Here is a 26,580-nt window from a genome sequence, read left to right on the forward strand (position 1 = left end):
TCACTAATATTCAGAGCAAAAGAAAATCCTTCCCCGGAAGAGAAGGATTTAAGTTAGGCTTGGTTAGGTCACTTTACAGAAAAGCTTTTGGAGCCGACTTGATAATTATCTACGAAAATGAGAACCTGATGATCTCCAGAAAGATAATCTGTTCCTTTTTCATAATAGAATGAAAGCTCTTCACCGGAGTTATCAAAAATGATATCCTGTTTAACAGTGTAAAATTCTTCAGCACCTTCCAGCATGAAAGTCCCGGAGCCTTTCGCTACATCGAAAATAGGCTGATTATTAGGATCAAGTATTTGTACATAAATGTTTCTTGGTCCATTTAGAGCCACTTCGTTATTGGCAAGATTAAAGCTCACTTTAATTCTTTCGATCTGTCTGTTTTTAAAATCTTTCGTGGTCTCCACCCTTTCTTTTCCTCGTCTGTTTATAGCTGAGATGGTGATATTTTCAGCTCTAAGCTTTGAGGCCACGTCTACCTTTGCTTGAAGATTTTCCTTTTCTAAGCTAAGCTCAGCGACTTCTTCTTCGATTTGAGCCTGGGTGGTCCTAAGGTCTTGATTTTCAGAAAAAAGCTGTTGATTCATGGCTCTCAGCTCAAGAATCTCTTGATCCTTATTGGTAATGATAGAGTTGTACTCATTGATTTTTTGATTCAGAGCTGCTATTTCATTTGCACTACGCTGCCTGCTCGCATTTCTTTCCGTAATTAGCTGATCACGAAGTTCTTCAAGGTTATCTATGTCTCCCCCCAGTTTTTCGATCTCCTGAATTCTCAATTCTAGTTGATAGTAGACAGAATCCAGACGTTTATTCAATTCACTATTCTCTGTGGAGAGAAGTAGAATTTCCTCGGATTTTTTGCTGCGATCCACATAATCCGTATATAGCTTTATGCCGCTAATGATCACCAATAGGGCAAGAACGATAATGATAATATTTTTGCCCTGATCTTTTTTGGGTTCCTGCTCTTGTGCGTATTCGCTCATGGCATTTAAATTTGGTAATGATGAATTTAGATGAAGTTTATTGGTCTAGCCGATATGCCTCCGGAAGGACCGGATGGGACATTGGCTATCCTTCTCCACCTATTACACAATATTTAGACCAACTTGACAATAAATCACTTAAGATTCTGTTGCCAGGTGCAGGTAATGCCTACGAAGCGTCATATGCATTTCAGAAAGGCTTCCAAAATTTATTTATTCTTGATATTGCCAAAGCACCTTTAGAAAAATTTAAAAAGGCTAATCCCTTATTTCCTGCAAAACAGCTGATTAGGGATGATTTTTTCAACCATAACGAAACCTATGACTTGGTGCTAGAACAAACATTTTTTTGTGCTTTGGACCCAGAATTGAGGAGGGATTATGTCAATAAAATGCATGAGTTAATAAATCCTAAAGGTCGCCTGGCGGGTGTTCTTTTTAATCGAAAGTTTGATTTTCAAGGTCCTCCTTTTGGTGGGACTGAAGAAGAATACCGATCCTATTTCAGCGAAAAATTCGATGGGGTTTTCGCGTCATGCTATAATTCTATCCCAGAAAGAATGGGATCCGAGTTATGGATCAATCTCCGCCCTAAATAGAAAGTACCAGATGTCTGGGCTTTGTAAAAGGAACTTCAAAGAACAGTATTCCCGCTTCATAGAAGTCTAGAGAAAGTTTAACCTCTGGTCTGTTTTTGATTTCTGTCCAAGCTTTAGTCATTCCTTTGGACCAGTGAATATCAGCAATCGCAATTATGCTCTGAGAATGTATTTTATTTAAAATTAGATCAAAGCTTCTTATGGTTCCTTCGTAAGTGTGATTGGCGTCGATGAGGGCAAAGTCTACAGAAGGAATTTTTCTCAAAACTTTTGGTAGGGTGGTTTTTATTTCGCCTCCAATAAATTCTATAGGGTAGTTGGAGGAGTTTTGCTTGGCTGTTTTCTGGATTTCTTCAGACCCTTCGAAGGTGTACACCATTCCTTTGGCTGCAGAAGCCAAATACCGAGTGCTTATACCCATGCAGGTTCCCAACTCGATGATGTGTTTTGCTGGAGTGAGGCTGCAAAAATATTGGTAAAGCTTGCAAAACTTTTTACCCGATGTGCTGTAAGCCGTAATATCAGAGATTTTTCGCTGTTGCGTATTTACTTTCTTAGAACCAGCCCCAAGGTCTAAAACCTGAATTTTCTCAGGATTTTTTAGGAGGGAATTTCGGAAACCTTCAATCTCCAAATCGCTTTGGTTTGAAATTTTTAGATACTGCCTGAGTTCCGAATAGAGATCACTAAGAAATGGACCTTGTAAAGAATACTCGTCTTCTTTTTGAAGCCAATAATTCAGGTAGGCGATTAAGGCGAATAGCCGATCCTTCAAATTAGTTGTGAAGGAAATTAGCGATTAACTGGAACTCGGGAACTCGAACTTCGATTTTCTTCCCGTCATAAAGTTTTTCCATTGTGTATGCTCCCCTCATTTTGCCAAGGCCAGAGACAAGGTTGCAACCTGAGACATAGCTATGTTTCTCTCCAGGTTCTAAAATGGGTTGTTTTCCCACTACACCATCGCCCTTTACTATTTTTACCTCTTCAGCAGCATCATAAATTTCCCATCTTCTGGTCAAAAGTTGGTATGTGTGCTGGCTTTTATTTTCTATTGTTACCTTGTAGGTAAAGACAAAATGGTGCTGATGAGGATTAGAAAATTCAGCCTGATATGTCACTTGGACATTTACATGGATTCCCTCTGTGATTGCGGTAGCCATAGTTCTAAAAATTTATTAGGATACAAATATACTAGCTAAATATTTAATATCAATAATGGATGTGCGAATAGAGCCAAGTTGGAAAGATATGCTTGGGGATACTTTTGAACAAGATTATTTTAAAAATCTGGTTTCATTTGTTAAGGAGGAATACGGTACTCAAAAGGTTTTTCCACCAGGAAAATTGATCTTTAATGCTTTTGAGAAAACTCCTGTGGAAAATGTGAAGGTGGTAATCTTGGGTCAGGACCCGTATCATGGGGATGGACAGGCTCATGGGTTGAGCTTTTCGGTTTTACCGGGCATACGATTCCCTCCGAGTTTGCTAAATATTCTCAAAGAAATTAAATCCGACTTGGGAAAGGACCTTCCACCAAATGGGGATTTAACTCGCTGGGCCAAACAAGGAGTATTCTTACTAAATGCGAGCTTAACTGTGAGAGCTCATCAGGCTGGTTCTCATCAAGGTAAAGGCTGGGAAGAATTCACAGATGAAGTGATTTCCAGACTCGCTAATCAAAGAAAAGGAATAGTGTTTTTGCTGTGGGGGGCATTCGCCCAAAAAAAGGCTGCATTGATTCCTTCTGATCGACACTTAATTTTAAAAGCGCCACATCCAAGCCCGCTCTCTGCACATCGAGGATTTTTTGGTTGTAAGCACTTCAGCCAAACGAATGAATATTTGGTGAGTCAGGGAAAGGAACCTATAGAATGGTAAAAAGCCGGCATTTGCCGGCTTTAATTATTCTATTCCTTTAAAGAATCTATTCCACCTTATTTTACCGAAGAGAGATTCGAATTTGTCTAAAGAAAGCCATAGGAACCAGGCTTTACCCACTACGTGGTCTTCAGGGACAAATCCCCAGTATCTGGAGTCTAAAGAGTCATGGCGATTGTCTCCCATCATGAAGAAATAGTCTTGCTTGAAAGTGTATTCTTCAACTTTCTGACCATCAATGTACACAGCTCCCTCACGAACGTCTACATTTTCATGTCCCTCATAATGCTGAATAGTGAAGCTGTAATTAATTACATTCTGAGTAGTCATTGGTATGGTCCAGCCCTTTGCAGGAATCTTTAGAGGCCCATAATTATCCTTATTCCAACCTAATAAATTTCCATCTGGAAAAATTCCGGATTCACCTCCAGGAGGCTGTATTCTCTTTTTGACTGAAGAAACTATGGGAGACGCTTCAAGTCTTTTTGCCACCGCGTCTGTGGCAAATACCAGATAACCTGAACTACTCGTAAAGGAATAATAGCTATCCGGATTAATTCCATAAGTGTTGAAAAATTCAGCGTTCAACGGTCTGGTGCTCACTACCTCGTAAGAAAACTGCATTTCTTCCGGTAATGGGGCCACTTCACCATTGACGGAAAGAACTCCTGCCTCTATTTTAATTTCATCGCCCGGAACTCCCACTGCTCGTTTGATATAATTCGTTTTTAAATCAGGCGGATATTGAAATTCTACGGGATAGTTAAAAACCACCACATCGTTTCTTTCAACATCCGAAAATCCTGGAAGTCGATAGTAGGGGAGTTGAATAGCATCAGAATAGGAGCTTATCTCAGTTCCCCAAATTTTCTGATGAGTCAATGGCACCTGTAGAGGAGTCTTTGGAATACGGGTACCGTAATGCATTTTGCTTACAAATAGAAAATCTCCTACCAAAAGAGATTTTTCCATGGAGGCAGTAGGTATAGTAAATGGCTCCAGAAGTAGCCATCTTATAAGGCTTGCAGCCACCACAGCAAATACTAGGGCGTCCACCCATTCTCTTGCTGCTGATTTTTTTGGTTTAGTCTTACTCATCTTCAATTATATTTCGAAAGATAGAAAATCATTCATATTCAGGACTCCCTTTTTATCAAGAATCCACTCAGCCACCAGCACCGCCCCTTTTACAAATCCCTCTCTGCTGTGGGCGGTATGTGAAAGTTCGATTAGATCAAAAGGTGAATCATACTTAACGATATGAGTACCCGGCGTCGGATCCACTCTTTCAGATTCTACGGGTACCGAGTTTCTTTTTACAGGCTCCCCTTGTGTTAGTGTCCAGCTGTCGTATCCTTTATGATTATTGATTATCCCTTCTGCTGTGGTGATGGCAGTTCCCGACGGAGCATCTAATTTTGCTGTATGATGGATCTCTTTGATTGAAGCCGAATACCCATCCGTATCATTCATGAGTTTGGCCAGGTATTCATTTGCCTTGAAAAAGATATTTACTCCTATGCTGAAATTTGAGGCATAAAAAAGTGTACCGCTTTTCTGGTTTACAAATTCAGTAACTCTTTTCCATTCATCAAGCCAACCCGTAGTTCCTGCTACCACGGGAATATGCCTCTCAATGGCCCAAGTTATATTCGAAACGGCAGATTCTGGTTGGCTAAATTCAATGGCTACATCAATCTCCTCCGGATCTAAATTATCCAAGTCTTCTACATTCTCAATGGATATTTTGGCAATGATTTCATGTCCTCGCTTTTCCGCCAGTTCACTAATGAGCTTGCCCATTTTGCCATAACCGAGAAGAAGTATTTTCATCTAAAATTCAATTTTACTGAAACCCCATAAGTGGTCGCATTTGCAGAGAATCTTTCAAACTGTGGTTCCACCTTCATGGCCAGATCATCCGAGATTTCAAAGCCTGAGAGGTGTGCATCCACATTAGCATCTATAATATTAAGGGCATAAATCGCTCCCATAAGTAAGATACAGATGTCACGATTTCGACGCCAGAAATTCACATTTCTTACCAATCCATCTCTATTCAGATTAGGGAAGTCATTTGGTTCCCCTTCGTCAAAGGCTTCCAAAGCATCCCTGAAGGATTGATAGCGTCTATTATTAAAACCAATAAAATAGGCATCCGAGATAATCCCTCCGTAAAGAATGGGAACCTTCCACGCCTTTCCATTGTAAACCTGACCCGCCCCCGGTAAAATAGCCGATAAAATTGTGGCCTTCTTGGGGTTTTTGGGTAAAGCTCCTTCCACAACCGTCAAACTATCTCCCTCGATACGTTCACTTTGAGCAAAGCTATCCCAGCTTGGCAACAAGCAAAAAAACAAAAGGCCCATGAAAAGGCATGGGGCTTTAGGATTAATTAACCTTATGGTTTTTTGAAAGCACACCTAAATCAGGTCCAGAATTTCTAAAATCCGATTTAAATCGTTGGAGGAATTGAATGGGATTTTTATTTCACCCTTATTTTTATGATTGGACTTCAAATTGACTTTAGTCCCAAAATGGCTCGCTAGTCTTTCCTGAAGTTTGCCGATCTCATATTTCTGCATAGGGCTCAGGCCAGGTGCTGTGGTTTTAGCTGGGCTTGGTTCACTCAAAGCTTTCACAAGAGCCTCTACTTTCCGGACACTTAGCTCTTCTTCGATAGCTTTTTTGAAGATTGCCAATTGATCCTGGACCTCTTCTACATTGATGAGTGCCCGAGCATGGCCCATGCTAAGTTTTTGATCTTTAATTGCAGCTTGGATAGTGGGAGGGAGTTTCAGAAGTCTTAGGTAATTATTCACCGTGGATCGATTTTTCCCAACCCGATCACCCAACTCTTCCTGCTTAAGATTACACTCGCTTAAAAGCCGCTGATAAGAATGAGCGATTTCGAGTGCATTTAGATTTTCCCGCTGAATGTTTTCGATCAGGGCCATCTCCAGCATTTGCTGATCATTTGCCGTCCTTACATAAGCTGGTATTCCTTTGAGCCCGGCTAGTTTCGAAGCCTGAAATCGTCTCTCACCAGAGATCAATTGATATTCATCATGATCTAGTTTCCGCACGGTAATCGGCTGAATAATTCCCTGAATCCTGATGGATTCCGCCAGCTCTTCTAGAGATTCTTTGTCAAAATGAGTTCTAGGCTGAAATGGGTTTACACTGATATTTTCTAAAGGAATTTCAGCAATTCCAGTCTTAGACGAATCTAGGAGAGAATCTTTTTTCGGATTCTTGGCAGGGCTGTCCTCTAACAATGCTCCTAGGCCTCTGCCCAGAGCACTTTTCTTACGACTTGGTTTTTGATCTGCCATACTTATTCTGCGACTTTGGCTATGCCGTTTTTCTCAGCTATCTCATTTGCCAAGTTAAGGTAGGCTACGGCACCTTTGCTGGTGGCATCAAAAGCAATGGCTGGTAATCCGTAGCTTGGTGCCTCACTCAATTTAACATTTCTTGGAATAATCGTTTCAAATACCATGTTTTTGAAATGAACTCTTACCTCTTCTACCACCTGATTGGATAGTCTTAATCTGACATCATACATAGTCAAGAGAATTCCTTCAATTGCCAACTTTGGATTCAGGCGGGTCTGAATTATTTTTATAGTATTTAAAAGCTTACCCAAACCTTCCAATGCGAAATATTCGCACTGAACCGGTATAATAACCGAGTCTGCAGCCGTCAGTGCATTGATAGTAATCAAACCAAGAGATGGTGAGCAATCTATAATAATAAAATCGTAATCATCTTTCACCTGATCTGCCACTTGCTTCATTTTTTCTTCTCGGCTCTCAAGATTGATCATCTCTACCTCTGCACCTACCAGGTCAATGTGAGAAGGGATCAGGTCTAGGTTGGGAATTTCTGTCGCGATAATGCTTTCACGAACATTTGCCTCCTCAACCATGCATTCATAAATGCTATTTTCTATGGATTTAGGGTCATGACCTACTCCAGAAGTTGTATTTGCCTGTGGGTCAGCGTCTATTACCAGGGTTTTGAATTCCAGAACGGCCAGACTGGCAGCCAGATTCATAGCAGTGGTGGTTTTTCCCACTCCCCCTTTTTGATTTGCTATAGCGATAATCTTTCCCATGGTAATTTTTACTCCAAACAGTTATTCAATATTAATCAAATCCGAAACTTTTCCGATGCTCTTTTCTTGATTTTTTAAGACACTTTAGCACCCTCATTGTAGTCATGCTAAAATGAGCAAGAATCTGACCTCGCAAAAAATGAGCCCCAAATGGGGCTCAGTAATTTATTTTTTCTTGTTTGCGTCGGCGGCTTTCATCGCATCTTCCAGTCTTTGCTGGAATTTTGATTTTTTCTTGTTGGCATTTTTGATTTTGCTTTCCTCTACCTTCTTTCTGATTTTATCATCATCTACAGCCAGTTTGATCACCGCCTGCTGTCCAAAGGTTACCATGTTTGACACGAAGTAGTAAAAGCTTAATCCTGCTGGGTAGCTGTTCAAAACAAACATAAACATCACCGGCATGATGTATCCAATATTCTTCATCGGGCCAGTAGCCGTAGTAAGTTGATTGTTAAAGTGAGTGTAAGCTATTTGCGATACCGTCATCAGTAAGGTGAACAAACTCACATGTGACCCATAAAATGGAATGGTGAAAGGTAAGTTGATAAAAGTATCGTAGGTAGAAAGGTCATCCGCCCAAAGGAAGGATTCTCCTCTTAGTTCAATGGCATTCGGAAAGAAGAAGAACATGGCAAAGAGGAAGGGCATCTGTAACAGCAAGGGTAAACATCCGGAGATTGGGCTTACTCCCAGTTTTGAGAAAAGCTTCATTTGCTCTTGCTGCATTTTGGTTTGATCATCTCCGTATTGCTCCTTGAGTTCGTCGATTTCAGGTTTAATCACACGCATTTTGGCCATGCCTATGTAGGACTTATAGGTAAGCGGTGACAAAGCAAGCTTAATGATCAATACGATTAGGACAATGATGATTCCGTAGTTGCTAAAGTACTTCTCCAGAAAAGCGAATAAGTTTACAATGATGTACTTATTCACCCAACTAACGAAGAAATAACCCATGTCTACGTTATTCTCAAAGCCCTCTGTTACCTTTTTGAGACCATTGTAGCTATCTGGTCCGAAGTAATACTTAAGACCATAATTTCCATTCTCAAAAGGAATTTCAAACTCAGCTTGCATCATTCTAACGGTACTGCTGTCTTGTACCGGAGTGCTTTGAGTAAATGAAGCATTTTGGAAAGATTCGTCAGCGATGATACCGGCGGTAAAGAATCTTTGGCTAAATCCGATCCATTTCAAACTTTCCTCTGGGGCATCTGTTTCTGTATCATCAGAAACACCCAGGTTATCATAATCACCTGAAGAAGTGTAATAATTGATTTGTGTCTTTCTTCGTGATTCAGCCAGATCTTTTTCCTGCCTTTTAACTTGATCAGCCCAGCTAAGCTTGACGGTACTTCCTGTGAAAATTCCCTGATATCGATCAATGGAGAATTCTTTGCGTAGCTCATATTTGCCTGGCTCCAGAGAATAAACGACTGAAATTGCTCCGCTTTCCGTTGCTCCACTCAGGGTCAGAATTTGTGCCTCGCCATCCTCAGATTCTGATGTGGAAAGAGATGGACTTAGGTTCAAGTCATTTAAATTGATCTCCCCAGAGGCGGTCTGGGCTGTGAAGATCATTTCTGACCTTTCAGTAGACAGGAGGCTAAGTGGCTCATCATTGAGTCCAGTGTACTCCTTAAGAATCACCTCTTTGATTTCTCCACCCCTGGAGGAAATGGTGACCTTGATTTTATCATTTTCAAGGGTGCTCAGCTTTTCCTCTCCAAGAGTAAAAGCTGCCAAAACCCCATATTTTTCAATTTTGTCACTGTCTAAACTATCCGATTGCGGAAGCTCAGGTTCCTGCATAGCCCTGATTTCGGCTTCAGGGGAGGCTTCCATTACCTCGGTTTGCTCTGGCGTCACCTCTTCTGTAACAGGCTGGCTTTCAGCAAAGAAGATCGAATAAATCAGAATGACAGCCGCAAAAAGGATTAGACCCGTTGCTTGATTTCTATCCATGATTGTTGGTTTGCTCTCAATTTTAAGAGGGCAAAGTTACTTTGATTTTTTGTTTTGATTGTCCAAAGCCGCTTGAATAAAGTTTACAAACAATGGCTGAGGATTTAATACTGTGCTTTTATACTCCGGATGGAACTGTACCCCAACGAAATATGGATGGTTCTTTAATTCCACGATTTCAACTAGCCCGGTATCTGGATTTTTACCTGTGGCGATCATTCCTTTTGATTCAAACTCCTTCAGGTACTCATTGTTAAATTCATACCTATGACGATGTCTCTCGTGGATTTGTTTTTTCCCGTAGGCTTTGTAAGCCTTACTTCCACTCTTTAAATCACATGAGTAGGCACCCAGTCTCATGGTTCCTCCCATATTAATGATCTGCTTTTGCTCTTCCATTAAACTGATGACCGGTGCCGCGGTTGAGGGATTCATTTCAGTACTATTTGCCCCAGGAAGGTTTAGCACGTTTCGCGCAAACTCAATCACCGCTACCTGCATTCCAAGACAAATTCCAAAGAATGGAATTTCGTTTTCACGAGCGTATTTCACGGTTTCAATTTTACCCTCAAATCCTCTTTCTCCAAATCCTGGCGCCACGACGATACCATCCAGATCTTTGAGTTTATACTTTATATTTTTCCCATTTATCTCCTCAGAGGAGATAAGTTTAAGATTTACTTCACATTCTATTGCCGCTCCGGCATGGGTGAAAGATTCGATTATAGACTTATATGAATCAGGAAGAGAAACATATTTTCCCACTAAACCTATTGTTACCTCTTCAGTAGGATTCTTTAATCTCCCAAGAAAGTCTTTCCAGTTTTCAAGTTCAGTATTATTTTTTGAACTCAGTTTTAAAGTAGTCAATACTCTTTCATCCAGTTTTTCCTTCTTCATTAAAAGAGGTACATCATAAATGGATTCAGCATCCATGGCTTCTATGACGTTATTTAGCTGAACATTACAAAAAAGAGCAAGCTTTTTCTTTACTTCATTTGGCAGGTGGTGCTCAGTTCTACAGACAAGAATGTCAGGTTGGATACCAGCTTCAAGAAGTTGTTTTACAGAGTGCTGTGTAGGTTTAGTTTTTAATTCTTTTGCCGCGCTCAGATAAGGAATCAGCGTTAAGTGAATAACCATAAAGTTGTTTGGACCTAAATCCCAACGTGCTTGCCTGACAGCTTCTATAAAAGGAAGGGACTCGATATCACCTACACATCCACCAATTTCTGTAATCACCACATCATACTTTCCATCTTCGCCAAGTTTATAGAAATTGGTCTTAATCTCATCCGTGATGTGAGGAATAACCTGAACCGTTTTACCTAGAAAATCACCTCGGCGCTCCTTGGTGATTACATTATTGTAAATTCTTCCAGTTGTGATGTTATTACTCTGGGATGTGGATACATTCAGAAACCGCTCATAGTGTCCTAAGTCCAAATCTGTTTCCGCCCCATCATCAGTCACATAACACTCTCCATGTTCGTATGGATTAAGGGTTCCCGGATCGATATTTAAATAGGGGTCGAATTTTTGGATGGTTACGCTGAATCCTCTGGATTGCAAAAGTTTGCCTAAGGAAGCTGCGATGATACCTTTTCCAAGGGAAGACGTAACGCCGCCTGTGATGAAAATGTATTTGGTTGATGAGGCCATAAGAAAGGAGAAGGACTGCTGTTTAGATTGATTCTTATGGGATACAAAGGTATAAATTTTCCTGATAGAATTGGCAGGCACATACAGTCATCAACTTCTTTATTTTTTAATGAGCTCAAAGCATGATGAAAGCCAAATTTGTCAATTTGTGTCAATTATTTTTCAGAATCAAATTGATTTCTCACTTTTGGTATCGTAAGGTCTCAGAAATCTAAGACCCCATAGAAAGGAAAATAAACTATTTAAATATGAACAAATTACATAACCAAATTTCGCTCATCGACTGGCTCCCAAGCATAGAAAATGTAAGTATGGGATTGCCTTCAAACGGACTATTTTTTATCGATCCGTACCAATCCTTTTGTAAAGGTCAATGGCAGAGAGCTTCTGAAAATCTAGACGTTTTAAATGATATCTATGGTCAGGTATTCGAGGAAGTTGTGATTAAGGGTAAACAGTTGGTTTGTTACTGGCCCGAGTTTTCGTTTAGTCCTTCCGAAAGTTTTGATTTGGCTAAGGTTCAGGAGGAATTTGAAGTGGAGATAACTTTTTTTAGAAAGAACTATACTCCTATAGATGGAAGACTTTCTTATGAGGAGCTTTTGAATTGGAAGGAATTTATCCTGACACTGGTTCAATCCATAGCGGAAGATATCCAACTTAATCAGGACCTTGAAGAAGTAATGACTCTTTCAAGCCAAAAAAATCAAATCAGAATTTTCTCGACTCATCAAAGTGGAGGAACTTCATATTGTTACTTTCTTGGTGAAAAAGGAGACTTTGATAGGGAAGAACTACTTACAGAATTAGATTTTTTTAATTCCTTTGAAGATTTACTTTCAAGAGTCGCTAAGGATTTCCACTTATATGATTATGTAAGTGATTTTCATGATAGAAAGTATGAGAAGTTGTTTTACAAGTATTTACTAAAAAATAAATACTCATATAATTTCATTCCTTTCTGGAAGAGAAGTCTTAATTATAATTAAAAAGAATTTATCATCTTAAGTTATTTTATATATTAGTGACCCATTTAACAAAATAACTTAATTTATGAGAGACCTTATTAAAGCCTCAATCGCAGAACTTAAAAAAAACGAAGGTTTTGTTTATGAAACCGAAGACGGAAAACTTATCGACTTACAGGAAGCTGCTAAGAAAGGAATTGCAGTTACCCCAAAAGACCCAAAAGAATCGGTTCTAAAAAAACTTTCTGACGCTGGTTTGGATTTAGCAGATGGAAAATTTGTTAATGAACTGAATGAACTGATTGGATTAATTACTTCAGGATCTTCTAAAGGATCCAGAAAAAGAAGAACTTTTTCAAATTCAGAAAAAGAGAAAATTATTGCCGAATGGAAGAAGGTAGAAGCGAAGGGAAAGAAAACCAAAGCAGCCTTCGCAAGGGAAATTGGAGTAGGCTACCAAACCTTTATCAACTGGCTTCGAGGATAAACCAATATAAAAAAAGCGATCAACTGATCGCTTTTTTTTATATCCAGCTCTTGCTCCTTCGGAATTCGGTTAGTATCCATACCAGAGCAAAAAATCCAAAACCGATAAGAGCTTGGGTAAATTCCATTGGTATGGATGGAAGGGATATTTTAGGGAGGGACATAGTCTCAAGTAATGGCGTTAAACTATTAAATAAACTCTCTCCCCCAGTCTTCGGAATAAAGAATATAACCCCAAATACCACCAAAAGAAATCCCCCTAATAGCCACTTCATAATTTTTTTAGGAATGACAGGGGTATAGGACATTACCTTTTTCTCACTGATCTTTTGGAAGATACGATCTTCCAAATCGATTTTTGGATCATCCATACCTAACTCTCTGAAATACTCGAAAAGAGGGTCTTTATTTAATTTATCTTTTGTCATAACAATTGACTTAATTCGTTTTTGGTCTGCCTTTGCAGAATGTCATATAAATTCTTCCTTCCTCGGTGTAGTAGGATTTTGACCTGTGAGTTACTCTGGTAAGTTATTTTTTCTATTTCTTTAATACTAAACTGATTTAGGTAAAATAGAGTCAATACAGCCGATTCCGCAGGTTTCATTTTTGATAAGCCCTCCTTTAAAATCTCCTTACGTTCATTTGAATTAAGGAGACTAAAACCATCTAATTGGTTTGAATGAAACTCACAATCCTCGCGAAAATCTTCAATATCTGAATGGTTCTTTCTCTTTCTAAACCTTTGTATGGCCTCATTATATATTATAGTATATAGCCAGGTTGTGAATTTTGCTTTGCCCTCAAAGCTATTGATCGCCTGAAATGCTTTTACGAAAGCATCCTGAACTGCCTCCTCGGATTCATGATGGTTATTGAGGATTCTTTGCGCTAGGGTAAAGGCATAGCCCTGATGCTTCTGGACTAGCTTCCCAAAAGCCTTCAAATCACCATTTTTTGTTTTCTCTACGTAGAAGGAATCTTCCTCAAATTGCATTGCTAACCTTTAGATGCAGCACAGTGAAAATAAGTTACATTTTTTTAATAAAAGTTGTAACCTAATTCCTGGTCTCTGCATCCAATGAGAAAAACAAACTAAATCAGAATATTATGGAAGGTATTTTAATCCCGTTTTTCTTCTTCGCAGCCTTATTTGGAATCTTATATGTCTACTACACCACAAGAAATAGAGAGCGATTGGCTCTAATTGAAAAAGGTATAGATGCAAAAATCTTCAAATCAGGTAGCCAAACCTTTGGAAGGACCATTTTAAGTTTTTCACTACTCGCCATAGGAATTGGAGTCGGTGTATTAATGGGTTATTTGTTTGAAGCAATGGGCGTGGTAGAAGAAGTGGCCTATACTTCATGCATTTTTATTTTCGGAGGTATTGGTTTCTTATTGAGCTTTTTTGCAGCCAAAAAACTCGTTCCAGAGAAGGACTAATAAAATTTAAGTCACCGTTATTTGCCCCGGATTTTCATTCGGGGCTTTTTTGTTTAAATCAAACTAAGGTGAAAAAAACTCCTTACTTTTGTCTGAAAATCCGCAGTTTTGGACCAATCAAAAATTCTGAAATTTTATAAAAGTCAGGGTTCAGTGACCCTTAAAGATTCCAATAAAAAGAAAATCACTCTTTTAAACCCTTCCAAATGGTCAAAAGAGATGGGAACTGATTGGATTTACCTGCTTTTCGATCTATTTCAAATTCGGACTATTGCAACGCAATTTTCGGAAGTCACGCTCGATCTTGTCGAATATGCCAGCAAACCTACGATTTATCATACCGCACCAAATTTCCTCGCAGAAAAAGGGCCGGTTGAAAATGACCTCATTAAGTTCGCTTTGATCCGCGCACCCGAATGGGAATCTTTACTTTTTAAAATTTCTCAACCTGTTTTGGCAAAGCTCGATTCAGATAAGGATATAGATTTTAGCCTTGATATTTTTTTTCCTTTGTATTCAACCAATCTTAAAGAAATTTTCCTCGGTCCCGAGGGTGAAATTAAAATCCTGAAAAATTGAATTTCTCAGATCATCTAAGAAGTCAAGAAATCTTTATGAAAGTGGCAAAGGCTGCTGAAAACATTGGAGTTAAAGCCTATGTGGTCGGTGGCTATGTGCGTGATTTGGTGATGGAAAGAGGAAGTAAAGATATTGACTTCATGTGTGTGGGAAGTGGGATTGAACTTGCAGAAGAGGTCAAACGCCTCTATCCGAAGCACGTCCCACTTTCTGTGTTCAGAAATTTTGGAACGGCTATGTTGAAATTAGAGGAGGGCGAGGTTGAATTCGTCGGTGCCAGAAAGGAGTCTTACCGTTCGGACTCGAGAAAGCCGTTGGTTGAAACAGGGACATTTTTAGAAGATATGGAGCGGAGGGATTTCACCATAAATGCTCTGGCAATTTCTCTTAATTCGGAAGATTTTGGTGAAGTCATCGATCCATTTGGTGGTTTGATAGATATTTCGAAAAAGATGATCAAAACGCCAATGGATCCTGAGATAACCTTCTCTGATGATCCACTTCGCATGATGCGGGCTATTCGTTTTGCTGCACAATTGAAATTTGATATTGATGCTGACACCTTTTATGCGATCACCAAAAATGCTCACCGTTTGAAAATTATTTCCATGGAGCGCATCATTGTGGAATTGAATAATATTATTCTAAGTGAGCAGCCTTCTTATGGCTTCAAATTGCTTTTTGCCAGTAAGCTTTTACATGAGTTTTTTCCTGAATTAGTCGCTTTGCAAGGCGTGGAATCTGTTGATGACAAATCCCATAAGGATAATTTCTACCACACTCTGAAAGTACTGGACAATGTTTCTGCTAAGAGTGATAACCTCTGGTTGCGCTGGGCAGCGATCATGCACGATATCGCAAAGCCACCCACCAAAAGATTTAATAAAAAAGTAGGTTGGACCTTCCACGGACACGAAGATAAAGGGGCAAGGATGACCCCCGGTATTTTTAAGCGATTGAAATTGCCGCTTGATGAACGAATGAAGTACGTTCAAAAATTAGTGAGGCTTCATCTACGACCCATTGCTCTGGTGAAGGATGAAGTTACGGACTCGGCTCTGCGAAGACTACTTATGGATGCTGGTGATGACATTGAGGACCTGATGCAACTTTGCAGAGCAGATGTCACTTCGAAAAACAATAGAAAGGTCAAACGCTACCTCGATAATTTTGATAAGGTGGAAAGAAAGCTTGCAGAGGTAGAAGAAAGGGATCAGCTTCGGAATTTTCAGCCTCCGGTAAGTGGTGAAGAAATCATGGAAGTTTTGGGCCTCAGCCCCTCAAAAATGGTCGGAGATATTAAAGAAGAGCTAAAAGAAGCTATCCTTGAAGGCAAAATTGAGAATGATCACGCGCAGGCTAAAGAATTAATGTTTATTATTGCCGAGCAAAAAGGTATCACACCCAAAAAGTGATTCTAAGCCCTAAATTCCAACTCATTATGAAAAGACTATTCATCCTTGTCCTCCTGATGGGGGCATCTTTCATGCTAAAGGCCCAGGAGGCCGATTCTTTGGCAAATGTGCCAAAACTTGATAAAAGAACACTTGATGCATTGAATGCTTCTGATCTTGAAATCTACCAACTGTCCCTTCGATACAATGACCTGGTTATTGCCAAGTCAAAATTGTATGAGCTAATTACCAGAAACCCGAATAACTTACAGTATGCTGAACTTCTTTCCAGTATGTATTTCGAGTTAGGTCAGTCCAGCTCAGCTGCTTTGGTGGCTATTGATATTTTAGAAAACAATGATCAAAACCTAGTAGCGCTAGAGATTGCAGCCTATTCTCTTGAAAGTCTAGGTGCTCTCGACAGAGCACTACCCCATTTTGAAAGTCTTCACCTTTTGACTGGGGATAATTTCCCGCTTTACAAAACAGCTTTCCTTCAATATTCTCTGAAGCGATATGCAGAGGCTTTGAATTCGACGAATATGCTGATTAAGAATGCAAAGCCAGATGAAAAGATCGGTTTCCCAAAGAGTGCCACCGAAACTCAGGAAGTCAGCATGAAGGCTGCCGCACTGAATCTCAAAGGAATGATTTACATGGATCAAGGTTCCAAAGAAGAAGCAAAAGTAGCTTTTCAGGAAGCCATTCAGCTAGATGCGGAGTTTGAAACTGCTAAAGAGAATTTAAAGAATGCCAATCAATAATAATTGGAGGCAAAAATTAAAAGCCGGCTTAGCCGGCTTTTTTTATGATATCAATGTGACGTAGAACAGGATGGTTGGAAGGAGAGCAAAGACTATACTGAGTGCCAGAATTTTCGCATAAAAAGGTTTCAAATCTTTCGATTTTTCCGGTTTGATGTAATCTTGGGTAATGGCTAAGCTCCCCAAAAGATAAATGGAGAAAACTAAAATGAAGGAGGTTACAGTCTCGAGCATTTGTTCTTTATTTAAAGTAAGAGGTTTTGATCGGATCTTCGATCAGCCTTCCAAATCGTAATTTTCTCTCTAGAGTACTTCCCACATCTTCTCGGTTAAGCTTTTCAAAGCGTCCAGAAGATGGCATCCCTGTAATATCTTCGATGGCTGTTCTTAGTAAAAGCTCATTTATATCGCCAAGGGGTAATAGTCTCTCAGTTCTTTCCAAGGCCTGAATATCTGGAACAAACCCAGTTCCGTAATCAGACTGATCAAGGCTGTTAGAAGATTGGGTTACGATTGGAAGAAGGCCATACTTATTAGAGGAGTTTTGTTCATCCTGGAAGGGTATGGATCCGACATTTTTCCCAACGGTAAGGTCCCCAATAATTTTGACATCCATGTAAGGCCTTAAGCCATTAATTAGTAATTCAGAAGCTGAAGCCGTCCTAGCAGAAGTCAAAACGTAAACCCGATTTCCAGTTAAGATACTTCCAAGGTTCTCCTCTTTGGTTCGAAACTCCGTTTGTACATTTTGAAAATCTTCAAACTGCTCAAGAAAACTATTATACTTCGTTTTCGAAAAAACATCCTGATCCGTAACATTCGGTGCAATGAGGCTAGCTAAATTCACCGCTGAGCCTACAAAACCTCCTCCGTTATACCGCAAATCAATGATTAAATGATTGATTCCTTCGGCTCTGAACCTTGCAAAAATCTGATCCATTTCCTCGTCATAAAAGTTTGAATTTACATCCGGTCCAGGCGAGAAGAAATGATAGATTACATAACCTATTTTTTGATCATTTATGGTGTAAATAGAATCAAGGAAATTAGGGTTTTCGGTGAGTCTAATAGGAGTTAAATCAATCTGACCACGATCTACATATTCTCCAGGGTCTTCCTCAAACCCGAAATAATTAATGGTATGTGGATCGTCAATTTGACCCAAAAGATCCTGAAAATTATCGACGGTCATGGATGTGCCATTGATGGCGGTGATTCTGTCTCCACGGATCAGACCTGCTTCAGAAGCTGGACTATTCTTTTTTACGTAGGTAATTTCTGCAAATACATCATTGCTGCCTGGTGCTGCTCTGAATAAATTGAATTCATAGCCTGCTTCTAAGGTTACTCCCGTAAGCCCACCTATTAATTCATCGTAATCAGGGAATATTTCAGAAAATCGATCTGTCGGTCTGTTTAAAAGCGATTCAAAGTAATCCTCGGGATCACTTGATTCATCTATAGGGGTACCTATTTCAGCAAGCCAAAAATACACCTGATTCATGATGTCGGAAGTCCATCGATTAACCGCGTCATTTGATTCTGGATCTACCTGAGGGGGATTATCATTATCACTATCACAACTGATGAAAAACCCAAAGCTTATTATGAGTAAGAAAAGGGAGAAGATTCGTTTGATACGCATAATTATTTTTCTAAAAAAACGACTTTAAATAGCTACTTGTTTCAATCTCTCAAATTAAAAGGAAGAACCGAAAGAAACGTCGTGCACTTTACTATCCAGTAGTTTGCCGTTTTCACATTTTAATACTCTATATGGATATTTTTTCAGCAAGTCATGATTGTGAGTTGCCATCAGAATAGCCGTTCCTTTTTTATTGATTTCCTGGAAAAGCTTGAAAATCCCGTCAGCTACATCCGGGTCCAGGTTTCCTGTAGGCTCATCTGCTAGTAGGATAGAGGGTTCATTAAGCAAAGCTCTGGCGATCACCACGCGTTGCTGTTCTCCACCTGAAAGCTGATGAGGCATTTTTGAAGCGGCATTATTTAATCCTACTAAAACCAACACCTCAGCCATTCTCGCTTTGATTTTGGCTTTATCCTTCCATCCCGTAGCCTTCATGACAAAGGATAGATTCTCTGCTACTGTGCGATCTGGGAAAAGCTGAAAGTCTTGGAATATGATTCCTATTTTTCTCCTAAGGAATGGAACTTCTTTAGTTGTGATTTTGGTCAGGTCAAAACCGGAGATTTCGATATTTCCACTTTGCAGCGGGAGATCTGCATATAAAGTTTTTAAAAGTGAGCTCTTTCCACTACCAGTACGACCTATAAGGAACACAAATTCATGTTGCTCAACAGAAAAATCCACATCCGAAAGAATAGGATCCAGACCCTGAAAAATAGTGGCCTGCTTTATTTCTAAAACTGGTTCAGTATTAAAGTCCATTTAGATATCTAATTTTTGAAGCTTGCCAAACGGTAACTCCTGAATTAACGCAGACAGCTCTTGTTCCTTACCCTGGAGGCCAAATTTTTCAATATTCTTCAGCGGTCGATCAGCTCTAAAGTAAGCCACCAACACGAAATTTTCATCACGAATCTGGATGTAATCAGGGATTTTTGCTTTCCCTTTGACTTTGATTATATACATGCGGTAAGATAAAAAAAGACCGACAAAAGCCGGCCTCATATTATTTATTTGCCAGAAGCTTTGGCATGATCGGCCAAAAACTTGGCAAGACCTGAATCGGTTAATGGATGGTTTAATAAGCCCGTGATTACGTTAAGTGGACAGGTAACTACATCTGCCCCTATTTCAGCACACTTGATTAGGTGCATGGTATGCCGTACGGATGCTGCTAAAACTTCGGTTTCAAATCCATAAACATTGTAAATGTGGACGATTTGCTGGATTAATTCCAGACCGTCTATAGAGATGTCGTCTAATCTTCCAATAAATGGAGAAAGGTATGTTGCACCAGCTTTGGCAGCTAAAATCGCCTGACCCGGAGAAAAAACCAGAGTACAGTTAGTACGGATTCCGTTTTGGCTGAAATATTTTATTGCTTTCACCCCGTCCTTAATCATTGGGACTTTTACCACAATTTTGTCATCGATGGCTGCAAGGGATTCTCCTTCTTTAACCATTCCCTCAAAATTGGTGGAGATTACCTCTGCGCTCACTTTGTCATCTACGATATCGCAAATGGCTTTGTAATGCGCTCGCACATTATCATCTCCTGTGATGCCTTCTTTGGCCATTAAAGAGGGATTTGTGGTCACTCCATCTAATACTCCTAAATCGTATGCTTCTTGTATTTCGGCAAGGTTTGCCGTATCGATGAAAAATTTCATTTTGTTAAAAGGTTTATTGGTTTCTTCAAAGTTACAAGAATCAACCAAGTCGACGAGATTTTAGGCAAAAAAAGAAGCGGCATCGCACCGCTACAACCGCCTACCCTTGCTTCCTTCCGGACCTGGGGGATTCAGCAGGAGCTGGTCGTGCCGCTAGGGTGCAAAGATAATTCAATTATTGCTCATTCCAATCAAGAAGACTGAAATTTGGGATGAATTCTGAAGTTTTTCAGGAAGTTTGCCTATGGTTCAAATTATTAAGATTCAGCTTTGCTCAAAAGCATCTGAAACTCAAGGGCTGAGGCATGAATGAAATCATCTTCGGCCAGATCTTCAAAAATCTCCTCATCGAATTCCATTTCGGTTTTCTCTATTTTTCCGTCAGGGTGCACGATGAGTTCTGTCCCTGTAAAATCCTCTGGGTTTACCTGAACAAGGATTTCATAGGTTTTGAGTTTTCTTTTGAAGTATTGAAATATAGGCTTAGCCATAAAGGATTTAAATGTTATACGAATTTTAAAGATAGAATTCCAAAAATAAAAATTGCTGACTTTGCTTTGTTGTTAAAATTCCATCTATAAATTTGCCTCAGCAATGAAGAATAACACAGCGATATATTGGTGGTGGCATTCAGAACTTTTCCAAAGGGAGAACAGGGAAGCTTATATCTAATTTTCGCAAAACATATACAATGGCTTACTGGATTCCCGGTAAGCCTTTTTTTTGTCCAAAACCTCGATCATGACGAAGAATCAATATCAGATTAATACCAGCTATCGCAAAAGACTAGCTGACACCATTACGCCGGTAAGTATTTACTTGCAGATCCGTGATCGCTTTGCAAATCCAATTCTTTTGGAGAGTTCGGACTATCATGGGCAGGAGAATAGTTATTCTTTTATCTGTTTCAATCCACTCGCTACTTTCAGCTTTTCAAATGGAATAATAAAAGAGACTTTTCCAAATGCAACTAATGAATACGGGGTTACTCCTGAAATTAAACTCGTAGACCATCTGAGGACTTTTGGTAACAAGTTTTCAGTTCCTGAGGATAATCTGAAATTCTCATCAAATGGTCTCTTTGGGTATATACAGTATGATACGGTTTCCTTTTTCGAGGATATAAAATTGGAAAATACACAGGCCAGTGAAATTCCAATGATGCATTATTCCATGTATCAAAATATCATCGTAGTGGACCATTACAAGAATGAATGTCACCTCTTTGAACATCAGGTGGAAGGTCAGGAGAGAGAGGGAAACCTGGATGAAATTGAAGTATTACTGAATAAAAAAAATATTCCTGCCTACTCCTTTTCTGTCTCAGGAGAGGAAACTTCCAATTACACAGATGAAGAGTTTTTGAAAATTCTGGATCAGGGAAGAGATCACTGTTTCAAAGGCGATGTTTTCCAGATTGTTCTTTCGAGAAGATTTGAAACAGCTTTTAAAGGAGACGAATTCAATGTCTATAGAGCCCTTCGATCTGTAAACCCTTCTCCTTACTTATTTTATTTTGATTACGGATCGTTCAAAGTTTTCGGGAGTTCTCCAGAAGCTCAGATTGTAGTGAATAATAAAAAGGCGACAATTTACCCCATCGCTGGGACCTTCAGAAGGACAGGAAATGATGCCGAAGATGCCGAATTGGCAAGAAAGCTTTATGATGACCCTAAAGAAAATTCAGAGCATGTGATGCTGGTGGATTTAGCCAGGAATGATCTTTCCAGATCTTCCGTGGAGGTCAATGTGGATGTTTTCAAAGAAATCCAATATTACTCTCACGTTATACACTTGGTGTCCAAAGTGACTGGTCAGCTACCAATGGAAGCGAATCCGTTACAACTGGTGGCGGATACATTTCCAGCAGGAACCCTTTCCGGAGCGCCAAAGTACAAGGCCATGCAATTAATCGATGAATTGGAAAATATTTCTAGAGAGTTCTATGGTGGAGCCATAGGATTTTTAGGGTTCAAAGGAGATTTCAATCATGCCATTTTGATTCGATCGTTTGTGTCCAAAGAAAATAAACTTCGCTTTCAGGCAGGAGCAGGAGTGGTGGCTAAGTCAAACATTCCATCGGAACTCCAGGAGGTGTCAAATAAACTCGAAGCCCTTCGCGTGGCATTGAGAATGGCTGAAAAAATTTAACCATGAGGCTGCTAGTTTTAGATAATTACGATTCCTTCACCTATAACTTGGTGTATATCCTTCGTCAGCTTGGTTTTGATGAGCAAATGGATATTTATCGAAACGATAAAATCTCAATTGATGGTGTGAAGGTCTATGATAAAATTCTTCTTTCTCCTGGCCCTGGAGTTCCTTCTGAAGCCGGAATCATGCCTGAATTGATCAAAAGATATGGGTCCGAAAAATCGATTTTGGGAATATGCCTGGGAAATCAGGCCATAGGAGAGGCTTTCGAAAGTAAACTTCTAAATTTAACCGAGGTTCTCCATGGGGTGGGGACCTCAGTTACAGTAGAAGATGATGATTTGTTTAAAGGCATACCAAAAAGTTTTCAAATTGGCAGATATCACTCCTGGGTCATAGATGAAAAAAGCCTCGGTAATGAATTAAAAGTAATTGCCAGAAGTCCAGACGGACAGATAATGGGCGTTTCGCATAACAATTTTGATGTGAAAGGTTTACAGTTTCACCCGGAAAGTATTCTCACCGAACATGGAGTCCAAATCATCAAAAACTGGATCACCCAATAATAATCTAGCATGAAAGACATTTTAAATCTACTTATATCACATAGCACCCTGGATAAAAATCAGGCGAGAGAAGTCCTTAGGAATATTGCTACTGGCCAATATAATCAAAGCCAGATAGCCGCCTTTATGACTATATACCTGATGAGAAGCATTACTGTGGAAGAATTGAGTGGTTTTCGAGAGGCAATGCTTGATCTATGTGTGAAGGTGGATATCCCTGAGTATGATGCCATGGACCTCTGTGGGACTGGGGGTGATGGAAAAGACACCTTTAATATTTCGACTCTCTCATCTTTTATTGTAGCAGGTGCAGGACAAAACGTAGCGAAGCATGGTAATAATGGGGTTTCGTCCATTTGTGGGTCCTCAAACTTGTTAGCCTACTTTGGCTATGAGTTTACAAACAATATGGATGAAATAAGAAGAAGCCTGGATGAAGCTGGGATTTGTTTTCTACATGCACCCCTCTTTCATCCTGCTATGAAAAATGTAGCTCCCATTCGAAAAGACCTCGGAGTAAAAACTTTTTTCAATATGCTCGGCCCAATGGTGAATCCAAGCTTTCCTAAAAAGCAACTGGTTGGAGTGTTCAGCCTTGAGCTGGCCAGACTCTATGGATATTTATATCAGGGGATGAATGGAAATTTTTCTATTCTACATGCTCTGGATGGATATGACGAAATATCCTTGACTGGTGCCTTCAAAATGATTTCCAATACAGGGGAAAAGGTATATACCCCTGAGAATATTGGGCTTTCTAAGCTTGATCCGGAATCAATAGCCGGTGGAAAAACTATAGAAGAATCAGCAAAAATTTTCCAGTCAATTCTTGATGGAAAAGGAACTCAAAGTCAAAACGAGGTAGTTATTGCAAACTCGGCTGCTGCATTGTTTACAGCAGATTCTGATTTAACCTTTCTGGATGCCGTAGAAACGGCAAAGGAATCTCTCTACTCTGGCAAGGCCAAAGAAGTATTTAAAAAACTGGTAAACCCGAAGACATCAGTGTCTTTAGCATAAGCATGAATATTCTAGATAAAATTATTGAATTCAAAGCCAGAGAAGTGGCTGAAAAAAGTAGTTTGGTTCCAACCAAATTACTGGAAAGAAGCATATTCTTCGATAGTGAAGTGGTGAGTTTGAGACAGTATGTCACAGATCCTGAGAAGTCAGGTATTATCGCGGAATTTAAAAGAAAGTCACCTTCTAAAGGTCTGATAAACGGAAGTGCTAAACCTGAGAAAGTGAGTATTGGCTATATGCAAGCTGGGGCTTCAGCACTTTCGATTTTAACAGATCAAGAGTTTTTTGGTGGGTCAAATGATGACCTCAAAACGGCCAGACGCTTTAATTTCTGTCCTATTCTGAGAAAGGATTTTGTTCTGGAGGAATACCAGATCATAGAAGCTAAATCCATCGGAGCAGATGCTATTTTATTGATCGCTGCTGCTCTAGAACCACAGAAATTGAAATCACTAGCTTATTTCGCAAAAAGCCTGGGTTTAGAGGTGCTCATGGAAGTTCATGATGCAGATGAGTTAGATTCTTGTCTTTGTGACGGGGTGGATTTAGTGGGTGTGAATAATCGCAACCTCAAGACTTTTGAGGTTGATATACAGACATCAATCGACCTGGCTTCCTCCATTCCAGATTCATTTGTGAAAGTGTCAGAAAGTGGATTATCTAAAGTGGATAGCTTAATTACCTTGAAAAATGCTGGGTTTGAAGGTTACTTGATCGGGGAAAACTTTATGAAAACGAGTAGACCCGAACAAGCGGCTTATACCTTCATCAAGGATTTTCGAGAGGCTTTGGCCAAAGAAAAAGTGAATAGCTGAGATGGAAATCAAGGTCTGCGGAATGAGGGAGTCGAATAATCTGAAGGATTTACTATCAAGGGTAAATCCTGATTGGGTCGGCTTAATTTTCTTTCAGAAATCCCTAAGGTTTGTTGAGGATTCAAAAGCAGACTTTATCGAACCTATCGAGTCTAAAAAAGTTGGTGTTTTTGTGAATGAGAATTTGGATCATATTCTTGAAAAGATTGAAAAATTTAGACTTGATGTGGTCCAGCTTCATGGTTCGGAAACTGTTGAATATTTGGAGCAACTTTTAGAGAAAAGTGATGTAAAGGTTTGGAAAGTTTTCCCAGTAAGTGATCATGTGGATTGGGAATTGATGATCAAATATGAAGGTTTGGTTAGTAGGTTTCTATTTGATACAGCAAGCAAAAAACATGGTGGAACAGGCCGAAAGTTTAATTGGGATTTGATTAAGGAATATCCTTTTGAAACCCCATTTATGCTGAGTGGAGGCCTTGATTCAACAAGCGTAAGGGATTTGGCTAGCCTGGTAGGACATTGTCCCAAATTAGTGGGAGTAGATTTGAATTCGAATTTTGAAAAATCTCCTGCTTTGAAGGATGTGGATAAGCTGCTAAAGTTTAAAAAGGAATTAAATGAGCTTCTGGCTCAAAAAGGATAAGAGATGATACGAGTAGATGAAAAAGGGTTTTATGGCAAATTCGGTGGAGCTTACATTCCTGAAATGCTGCACCCAAATATTGAGGAGCTAAAAGAAAATTATGAAGCCATTACAGCTTCAATAGAGTTTAAGGAAGAATTTCAGAGTTTATTGAAGGACTTTGTAGGGCGACCCACGCCTCTTTACTTCGCAAAAAGATTCTCCGATAAATATGGGGCTAAAATCTACTTTAAGAGAGAAGATCTTTGTCATACCGGTGCCCATAAGGTAAATAATACGATCGGTCAGATTATTTTGGCCAAAAAGCTTGGCAAGAAAAGGATTATTGCTGAAACCGGAGCTGGGCAACATGGAGTTGCAACAGCCACAGTTTGTGCACTGATGGGCATGGACTGTACGGTTTATATGGGAGCTTTGGACATTCAGAGGCAAAAGCCAAATGTGGAGAGAATGAAAATTCTAGGGGCCAAAGTAGTTCCTGCTACATCCGGTTCTCAAACACTCAAGGACGCGACAAATGAAGCAATGCGGCAATGGATTAATAATCCAGTAGACACACATTATATCATTGGGTCGGTGGTAGGTCCACATCCATATCCTGAAATGGTGGCTAGGTTTCAGTCAGTAATTTCTGAAGAGATCAAGTGGCAGCTTAAGGAGAAAGAGGGTAGAGAAAACCCAGACTTAGTCATCGCCTGTGTAGGAGGAGGTTCAAATGCGGCTGGAGCATTTTTCCATTATTACAATACCCCAGAGGTTAGGCTCATTGCGGCTGAAGCAGCTGGATTGGGAATCAGCTCTGGAAAATCTGCCGCGACAACTGCCTTGGGCACTCCGGGAATTTTGCATGGCTCAAAGACTTTGCTGATGCAAACAGAAGATGGGCAAGTAGTAGAGCCACACTCAATTTCTGCAGGTTTGGATTATCCTGGAATTGGTCCGGTGCATGCACATCTTTTTGATGTGGGAAGAGCCGAATTCGTAGGAGTGGAGGATGAAGACGCCATGAAGGCTGGGATAGAGCTTAGTCGACTGGAGGGAATCATCCCTGCCATCGAAACTGCACATGCCATTCATGCACTAAATATGATCGAGTATAAAAAAGATGATGTAATCGTGATCAATCTTTCAGGAAGAGGGGATAAAGACTTGGATACCTACATTAAGTGGGGTAATTATTAATTTTTTGATTAGTT

Annotated in this window: 32 protein-coding genes and 1 other RNA gene; 14 read left to right on the forward strand and 19 right to left on the reverse strand. The window is 39.8% G+C overall.

Annotated features, from left to right (window positions below; all coding sequences use genetic code 11):
• Positions 1-68: 68 nt before the first annotated feature.
• Positions 69-995 carry a DUF8428 domain-containing protein gene (locus QVH07_RS16435; RefSeq protein ID WP_290002586.1) on the reverse strand — a complete coding sequence of 309 codons (927 nt, stop codon included), beginning with the start codon at positions 993-995 and terminating at the stop codon, positions 69-71.
• A gap of 17 nt (positions 996-1,012) precedes the next feature.
• Here QVH07_RS16435 and QVH07_RS16440 point away from each other — a divergent pair, with 17 nt between their 5' ends.
• Positions 1,013-1,594, forward strand: a complete 582-nt coding sequence (locus QVH07_RS16440; protein WP_290002589.1) for a class I SAM-dependent methyltransferase — start codon at positions 1,013-1,015, stop codon at positions 1,592-1,594.
• On the opposite strand, the gene QVH07_RS16445 is transcribed toward QVH07_RS16440, so the two are convergent.
• On the reverse strand, positions 1,587-2,369 hold the full coding sequence (locus QVH07_RS16445; RefSeq protein ID WP_290002591.1) for an O-methyltransferase: 783 nt from the start codon (positions 2,367-2,369) through the stop codon (positions 1,587-1,589). The two genes, QVH07_RS16440 and QVH07_RS16445, sit on opposite strands and share 8 nt — an antisense overlap.
• A gap of 1 nt (position 2,370) precedes the next feature.
• A complete protein-coding gene (apaG, locus tag QVH07_RS16450; protein ID WP_290002594.1) occupies positions 2,371-2,757 on the reverse strand; it encodes a Co2+/Mg2+ efflux protein ApaG in 387 nt (128 codons plus the stop codon).
• 55 nt (positions 2,758-2,812) lie between these two features.
• On the opposite strand from apaG, the gene ung reads away from it, so the two are divergent.
• Entirely contained in the window at positions 2,813-3,475 is a 663-nt protein-coding gene (ung, locus tag QVH07_RS16455) for a uracil-DNA glycosylase (protein WP_290002598.1), read from the forward strand.
• A 24-nt stretch (positions 3,476-3,499) separates the two neighbouring features.
• Here ung and lepB read toward each other — a convergent pair whose 3' ends face one another.
• The 7 genes from lepB to pyrG form a co-directional block, all read right to left on the reverse strand.
• Positions 3,500-4,573: a signal peptidase I gene (lepB, locus tag QVH07_RS16460; protein ID WP_290002600.1), complete on the reverse strand. Its 1,074-nt coding sequence runs from the start codon at positions 4,571-4,573 to the stop codon at positions 3,500-3,502.
• A gap of 6 nt (positions 4,574-4,579) precedes the next feature.
• Positions 4,580-5,308, reverse strand: coding sequence for a 4-hydroxy-tetrahydrodipicolinate reductase (dapB, locus tag QVH07_RS16465; protein ID WP_290002601.1), 729 nt, complete (start codon positions 5,306-5,308; stop codon positions 4,580-4,582).
• Entirely contained in the window at positions 5,305-5,844 is a 540-nt protein-coding gene (locus QVH07_RS16470) for a DUF5683 domain-containing protein (RefSeq protein ID WP_290002603.1), read from the reverse strand. Before QVH07_RS16470 ends, dapB begins: the two co-directional genes overlap by 4 nt.
• 54 nt (positions 5,845-5,898) lie before the next feature.
• Entirely contained in the window at positions 5,899-6,810 is a 912-nt protein-coding gene (locus QVH07_RS16475; protein WP_290002605.1) for a ParB/RepB/Spo0J family partition protein, read from the reverse strand.
• 2 nt (positions 6,811-6,812) lie between these two features.
• A complete protein-coding gene (locus tag QVH07_RS16480) occupies positions 6,813-7,595 on the reverse strand; it encodes a ParA family protein (RefSeq protein ID WP_290002606.1) in 783 nt (260 codons plus the stop codon).
• Positions 7,596-7,760: 165 nt separating this feature from the next.
• The gene (gene yidC / locus QVH07_RS16485) at positions 7,761-9,563 is read right to left on the reverse strand and encodes a membrane protein insertase YidC (RefSeq protein WP_290002608.1); all 1,803 of its coding nucleotides are present in this window, start codon (positions 9,561-9,563) and stop codon (positions 7,761-7,763) included.
• A gap of 36 nt (positions 9,564-9,599) precedes the next feature.
• The gene (pyrG, locus tag QVH07_RS16490) at positions 9,600-11,225 is read right to left on the reverse strand and encodes a CTP synthase (protein ID WP_290002610.1); all 1,626 of its coding nucleotides are present in this window, start codon (positions 11,223-11,225) and stop codon (positions 9,600-9,602) included.
• A gap of 248 nt (positions 11,226-11,473) precedes the next feature.
• Here pyrG and QVH07_RS16495 point away from each other — a divergent pair, with 248 nt between their 5' ends.
• Positions 11,474-12,214: a hypothetical protein gene (locus QVH07_RS16495; RefSeq protein WP_290002613.1), complete on the forward strand. Its 741-nt coding sequence runs from the start codon at positions 11,474-11,476 to the stop codon at positions 12,212-12,214.
• 64 nt (positions 12,215-12,278) lie between these two features.
• On the forward strand, positions 12,279-12,680 hold the full coding sequence (locus tag QVH07_RS16500) for a hypothetical protein (protein ID WP_290002616.1): 402 nt from the start codon (positions 12,279-12,281) through the stop codon (positions 12,678-12,680).
• Between the two features lie 37 nt (positions 12,681-12,717).
• On the opposite strand, the gene QVH07_RS16505 is transcribed toward QVH07_RS16500, so the two are convergent.
• The gene (locus tag QVH07_RS16505) at positions 12,718-13,107 is read right to left on the reverse strand and encodes a hypothetical protein (protein WP_290002618.1); all 390 of its coding nucleotides are present in this window, start codon (positions 13,105-13,107) and stop codon (positions 12,718-12,720) included.
• A complete protein-coding gene (locus tag QVH07_RS16510; RefSeq protein WP_290002622.1) occupies positions 13,104-13,676 on the reverse strand; it encodes an RNA polymerase sigma factor in 573 nt (190 codons plus the stop codon). Before QVH07_RS16510 ends, QVH07_RS16505 begins: the two co-directional genes overlap by 4 nt.
• Before the next feature lie 113 nt (positions 13,677-13,789).
• Here QVH07_RS16510 and QVH07_RS16515 point away from each other — a divergent pair, with 113 nt between their 5' ends.
• From QVH07_RS16515 to QVH07_RS16530, 4 genes are all read left to right on the forward strand, one after another.
• Positions 13,790-14,125 carry a DUF6249 domain-containing protein gene (locus tag QVH07_RS16515; RefSeq protein WP_290002627.1) on the forward strand — a complete coding sequence of 112 codons (336 nt, stop codon included), beginning with the start codon at positions 13,790-13,792 and terminating at the stop codon, positions 14,123-14,125.
• A gap of 108 nt (positions 14,126-14,233) precedes the next feature.
• On the forward strand, positions 14,234-14,704 hold the full coding sequence (locus tag QVH07_RS16520; protein ID WP_290002630.1) for a hypothetical protein: 471 nt from the start codon (positions 14,234-14,236) through the stop codon (positions 14,702-14,704).
• Positions 14,701-16,119 (forward strand): CCA tRNA nucleotidyltransferase, encoded by a 1,419-nt coding sequence (locus QVH07_RS16525; RefSeq protein WP_435367066.1) that lies wholly within the window; start codon positions 14,701-14,703, stop codon positions 16,117-16,119. Before QVH07_RS16520 ends, QVH07_RS16525 begins: the two co-directional genes overlap by 4 nt.
• Positions 16,120-16,145: 26 nt before the next feature.
• Positions 16,146-16,862: a tetratricopeptide repeat protein gene (locus QVH07_RS16530; protein WP_290002635.1), complete on the forward strand. Its 717-nt coding sequence runs from the start codon at positions 16,146-16,148 to the stop codon at positions 16,860-16,862.
• Between the two features lie 42 nt (positions 16,863-16,904).
• Here QVH07_RS16530 and QVH07_RS16535 read toward each other — a convergent pair whose 3' ends face one another.
• From QVH07_RS16535 to QVH07_RS16565, 7 genes are all read right to left on the reverse strand, one after another.
• Positions 16,905-17,096: a hypothetical protein gene (locus tag QVH07_RS16535; protein WP_290002638.1), complete on the reverse strand. Its 192-nt coding sequence runs from the start codon at positions 17,094-17,096 to the stop codon at positions 16,905-16,907.
• Between the two features lie 7 nt (positions 17,097-17,103).
• Positions 17,104-18,507, reverse strand: coding sequence for a S41 family peptidase (locus QVH07_RS16540; RefSeq protein WP_290002642.1), 1,404 nt, complete (start codon positions 18,505-18,507; stop codon positions 17,104-17,106).
• Positions 18,508-18,561: 54 nt separating this feature from the next.
• A complete protein-coding gene (locus tag QVH07_RS16545; protein ID WP_290002643.1) occupies positions 18,562-19,272 on the reverse strand; it encodes a cell division ATP-binding protein FtsE in 711 nt (236 codons plus the stop codon).
• Positions 19,273-19,476 carry a fructose-6-phosphate aldolase gene (locus QVH07_RS16550; protein WP_290002646.1) on the reverse strand — a complete coding sequence of 68 codons (204 nt, stop codon included), beginning with the start codon at positions 19,474-19,476 and terminating at the stop codon, positions 19,273-19,275. It lies immediately after the preceding gene.
• 44 nt (positions 19,477-19,520) lie between these two features.
• A complete protein-coding gene (gene fsa, locus QVH07_RS16555; protein WP_290002649.1) occupies positions 19,521-20,180 on the reverse strand; it encodes a fructose-6-phosphate aldolase in 660 nt (219 codons plus the stop codon).
• Positions 20,181-20,250: 70 nt separating this feature from the next.
• Positions 20,251-20,337, reverse strand: an RNA gene (ffs, locus tag QVH07_RS16560) — signal recognition particle sRNA small type.
• A 100-nt stretch (positions 20,338-20,437) separates the two neighbouring features.
• Entirely contained in the window at positions 20,438-20,671 is a 234-nt protein-coding gene (locus tag QVH07_RS16565) for a hypothetical protein (RefSeq protein WP_290002652.1), read from the reverse strand.
• A 250-nt stretch (positions 20,672-20,921) separates the two neighbouring features.
• On the opposite strand from QVH07_RS16565, the gene QVH07_RS16570 reads away from it, so the two are divergent.
• From QVH07_RS16570 to trpB, 6 genes are read left to right on the forward strand one after another with little or no spacing between them, the layout of a single operon-like run.
• Complete coding sequence (locus QVH07_RS16570) at positions 20,922-22,331, forward strand: anthranilate synthase component I family protein (protein WP_290002654.1); 1,410 nt, start codon at positions 20,922-20,924, stop codon at positions 22,329-22,331.
• A 2-nt stretch (positions 22,332-22,333) separates the two neighbouring features.
• Positions 22,334-22,900 (forward strand): anthranilate synthase component II, encoded by a 567-nt coding sequence (locus tag QVH07_RS16575; protein ID WP_290002656.1) that lies wholly within the window; start codon positions 22,334-22,336, stop codon positions 22,898-22,900.
• Positions 22,901-22,909: 9 nt separating this feature from the next.
• Positions 22,910-23,920, forward strand: a complete 1,011-nt coding sequence (trpD, locus tag QVH07_RS16580; protein WP_290002659.1) for an anthranilate phosphoribosyltransferase — start codon at positions 22,910-22,912, stop codon at positions 23,918-23,920.
• 2 nt (positions 23,921-23,922) lie between these two features.
• Positions 23,923-24,738: an indole-3-glycerol phosphate synthase TrpC gene (gene trpC / locus QVH07_RS16585; RefSeq protein WP_290002662.1), complete on the forward strand. Its 816-nt coding sequence runs from the start codon at positions 23,923-23,925 to the stop codon at positions 24,736-24,738.
• Between the two features lies 1 nt (position 24,739).
• Positions 24,740-25,384 (forward strand): phosphoribosylanthranilate isomerase, encoded by a 645-nt coding sequence (locus QVH07_RS16590; RefSeq protein WP_290002665.1) that lies wholly within the window; start codon positions 24,740-24,742, stop codon positions 25,382-25,384.
• Positions 25,385-25,387: 3 nt separating this feature from the next.
• Positions 25,388-26,566: a tryptophan synthase subunit beta gene (trpB, locus tag QVH07_RS16595; RefSeq protein ID WP_290002667.1), complete on the forward strand. Its 1,179-nt coding sequence runs from the start codon at positions 25,388-25,390 to the stop codon at positions 26,564-26,566.
• Positions 26,567-26,580 lie beyond the last annotated feature (14 nt).

It is taken from the genome of Algoriphagus sediminis, from assembly GCF_030403435.1.
Taxonomy (GTDB): Bacteria; Bacteroidota; Bacteroidia; order Cytophagales; family Cyclobacteriaceae; genus Algoriphagus; species Algoriphagus sediminis.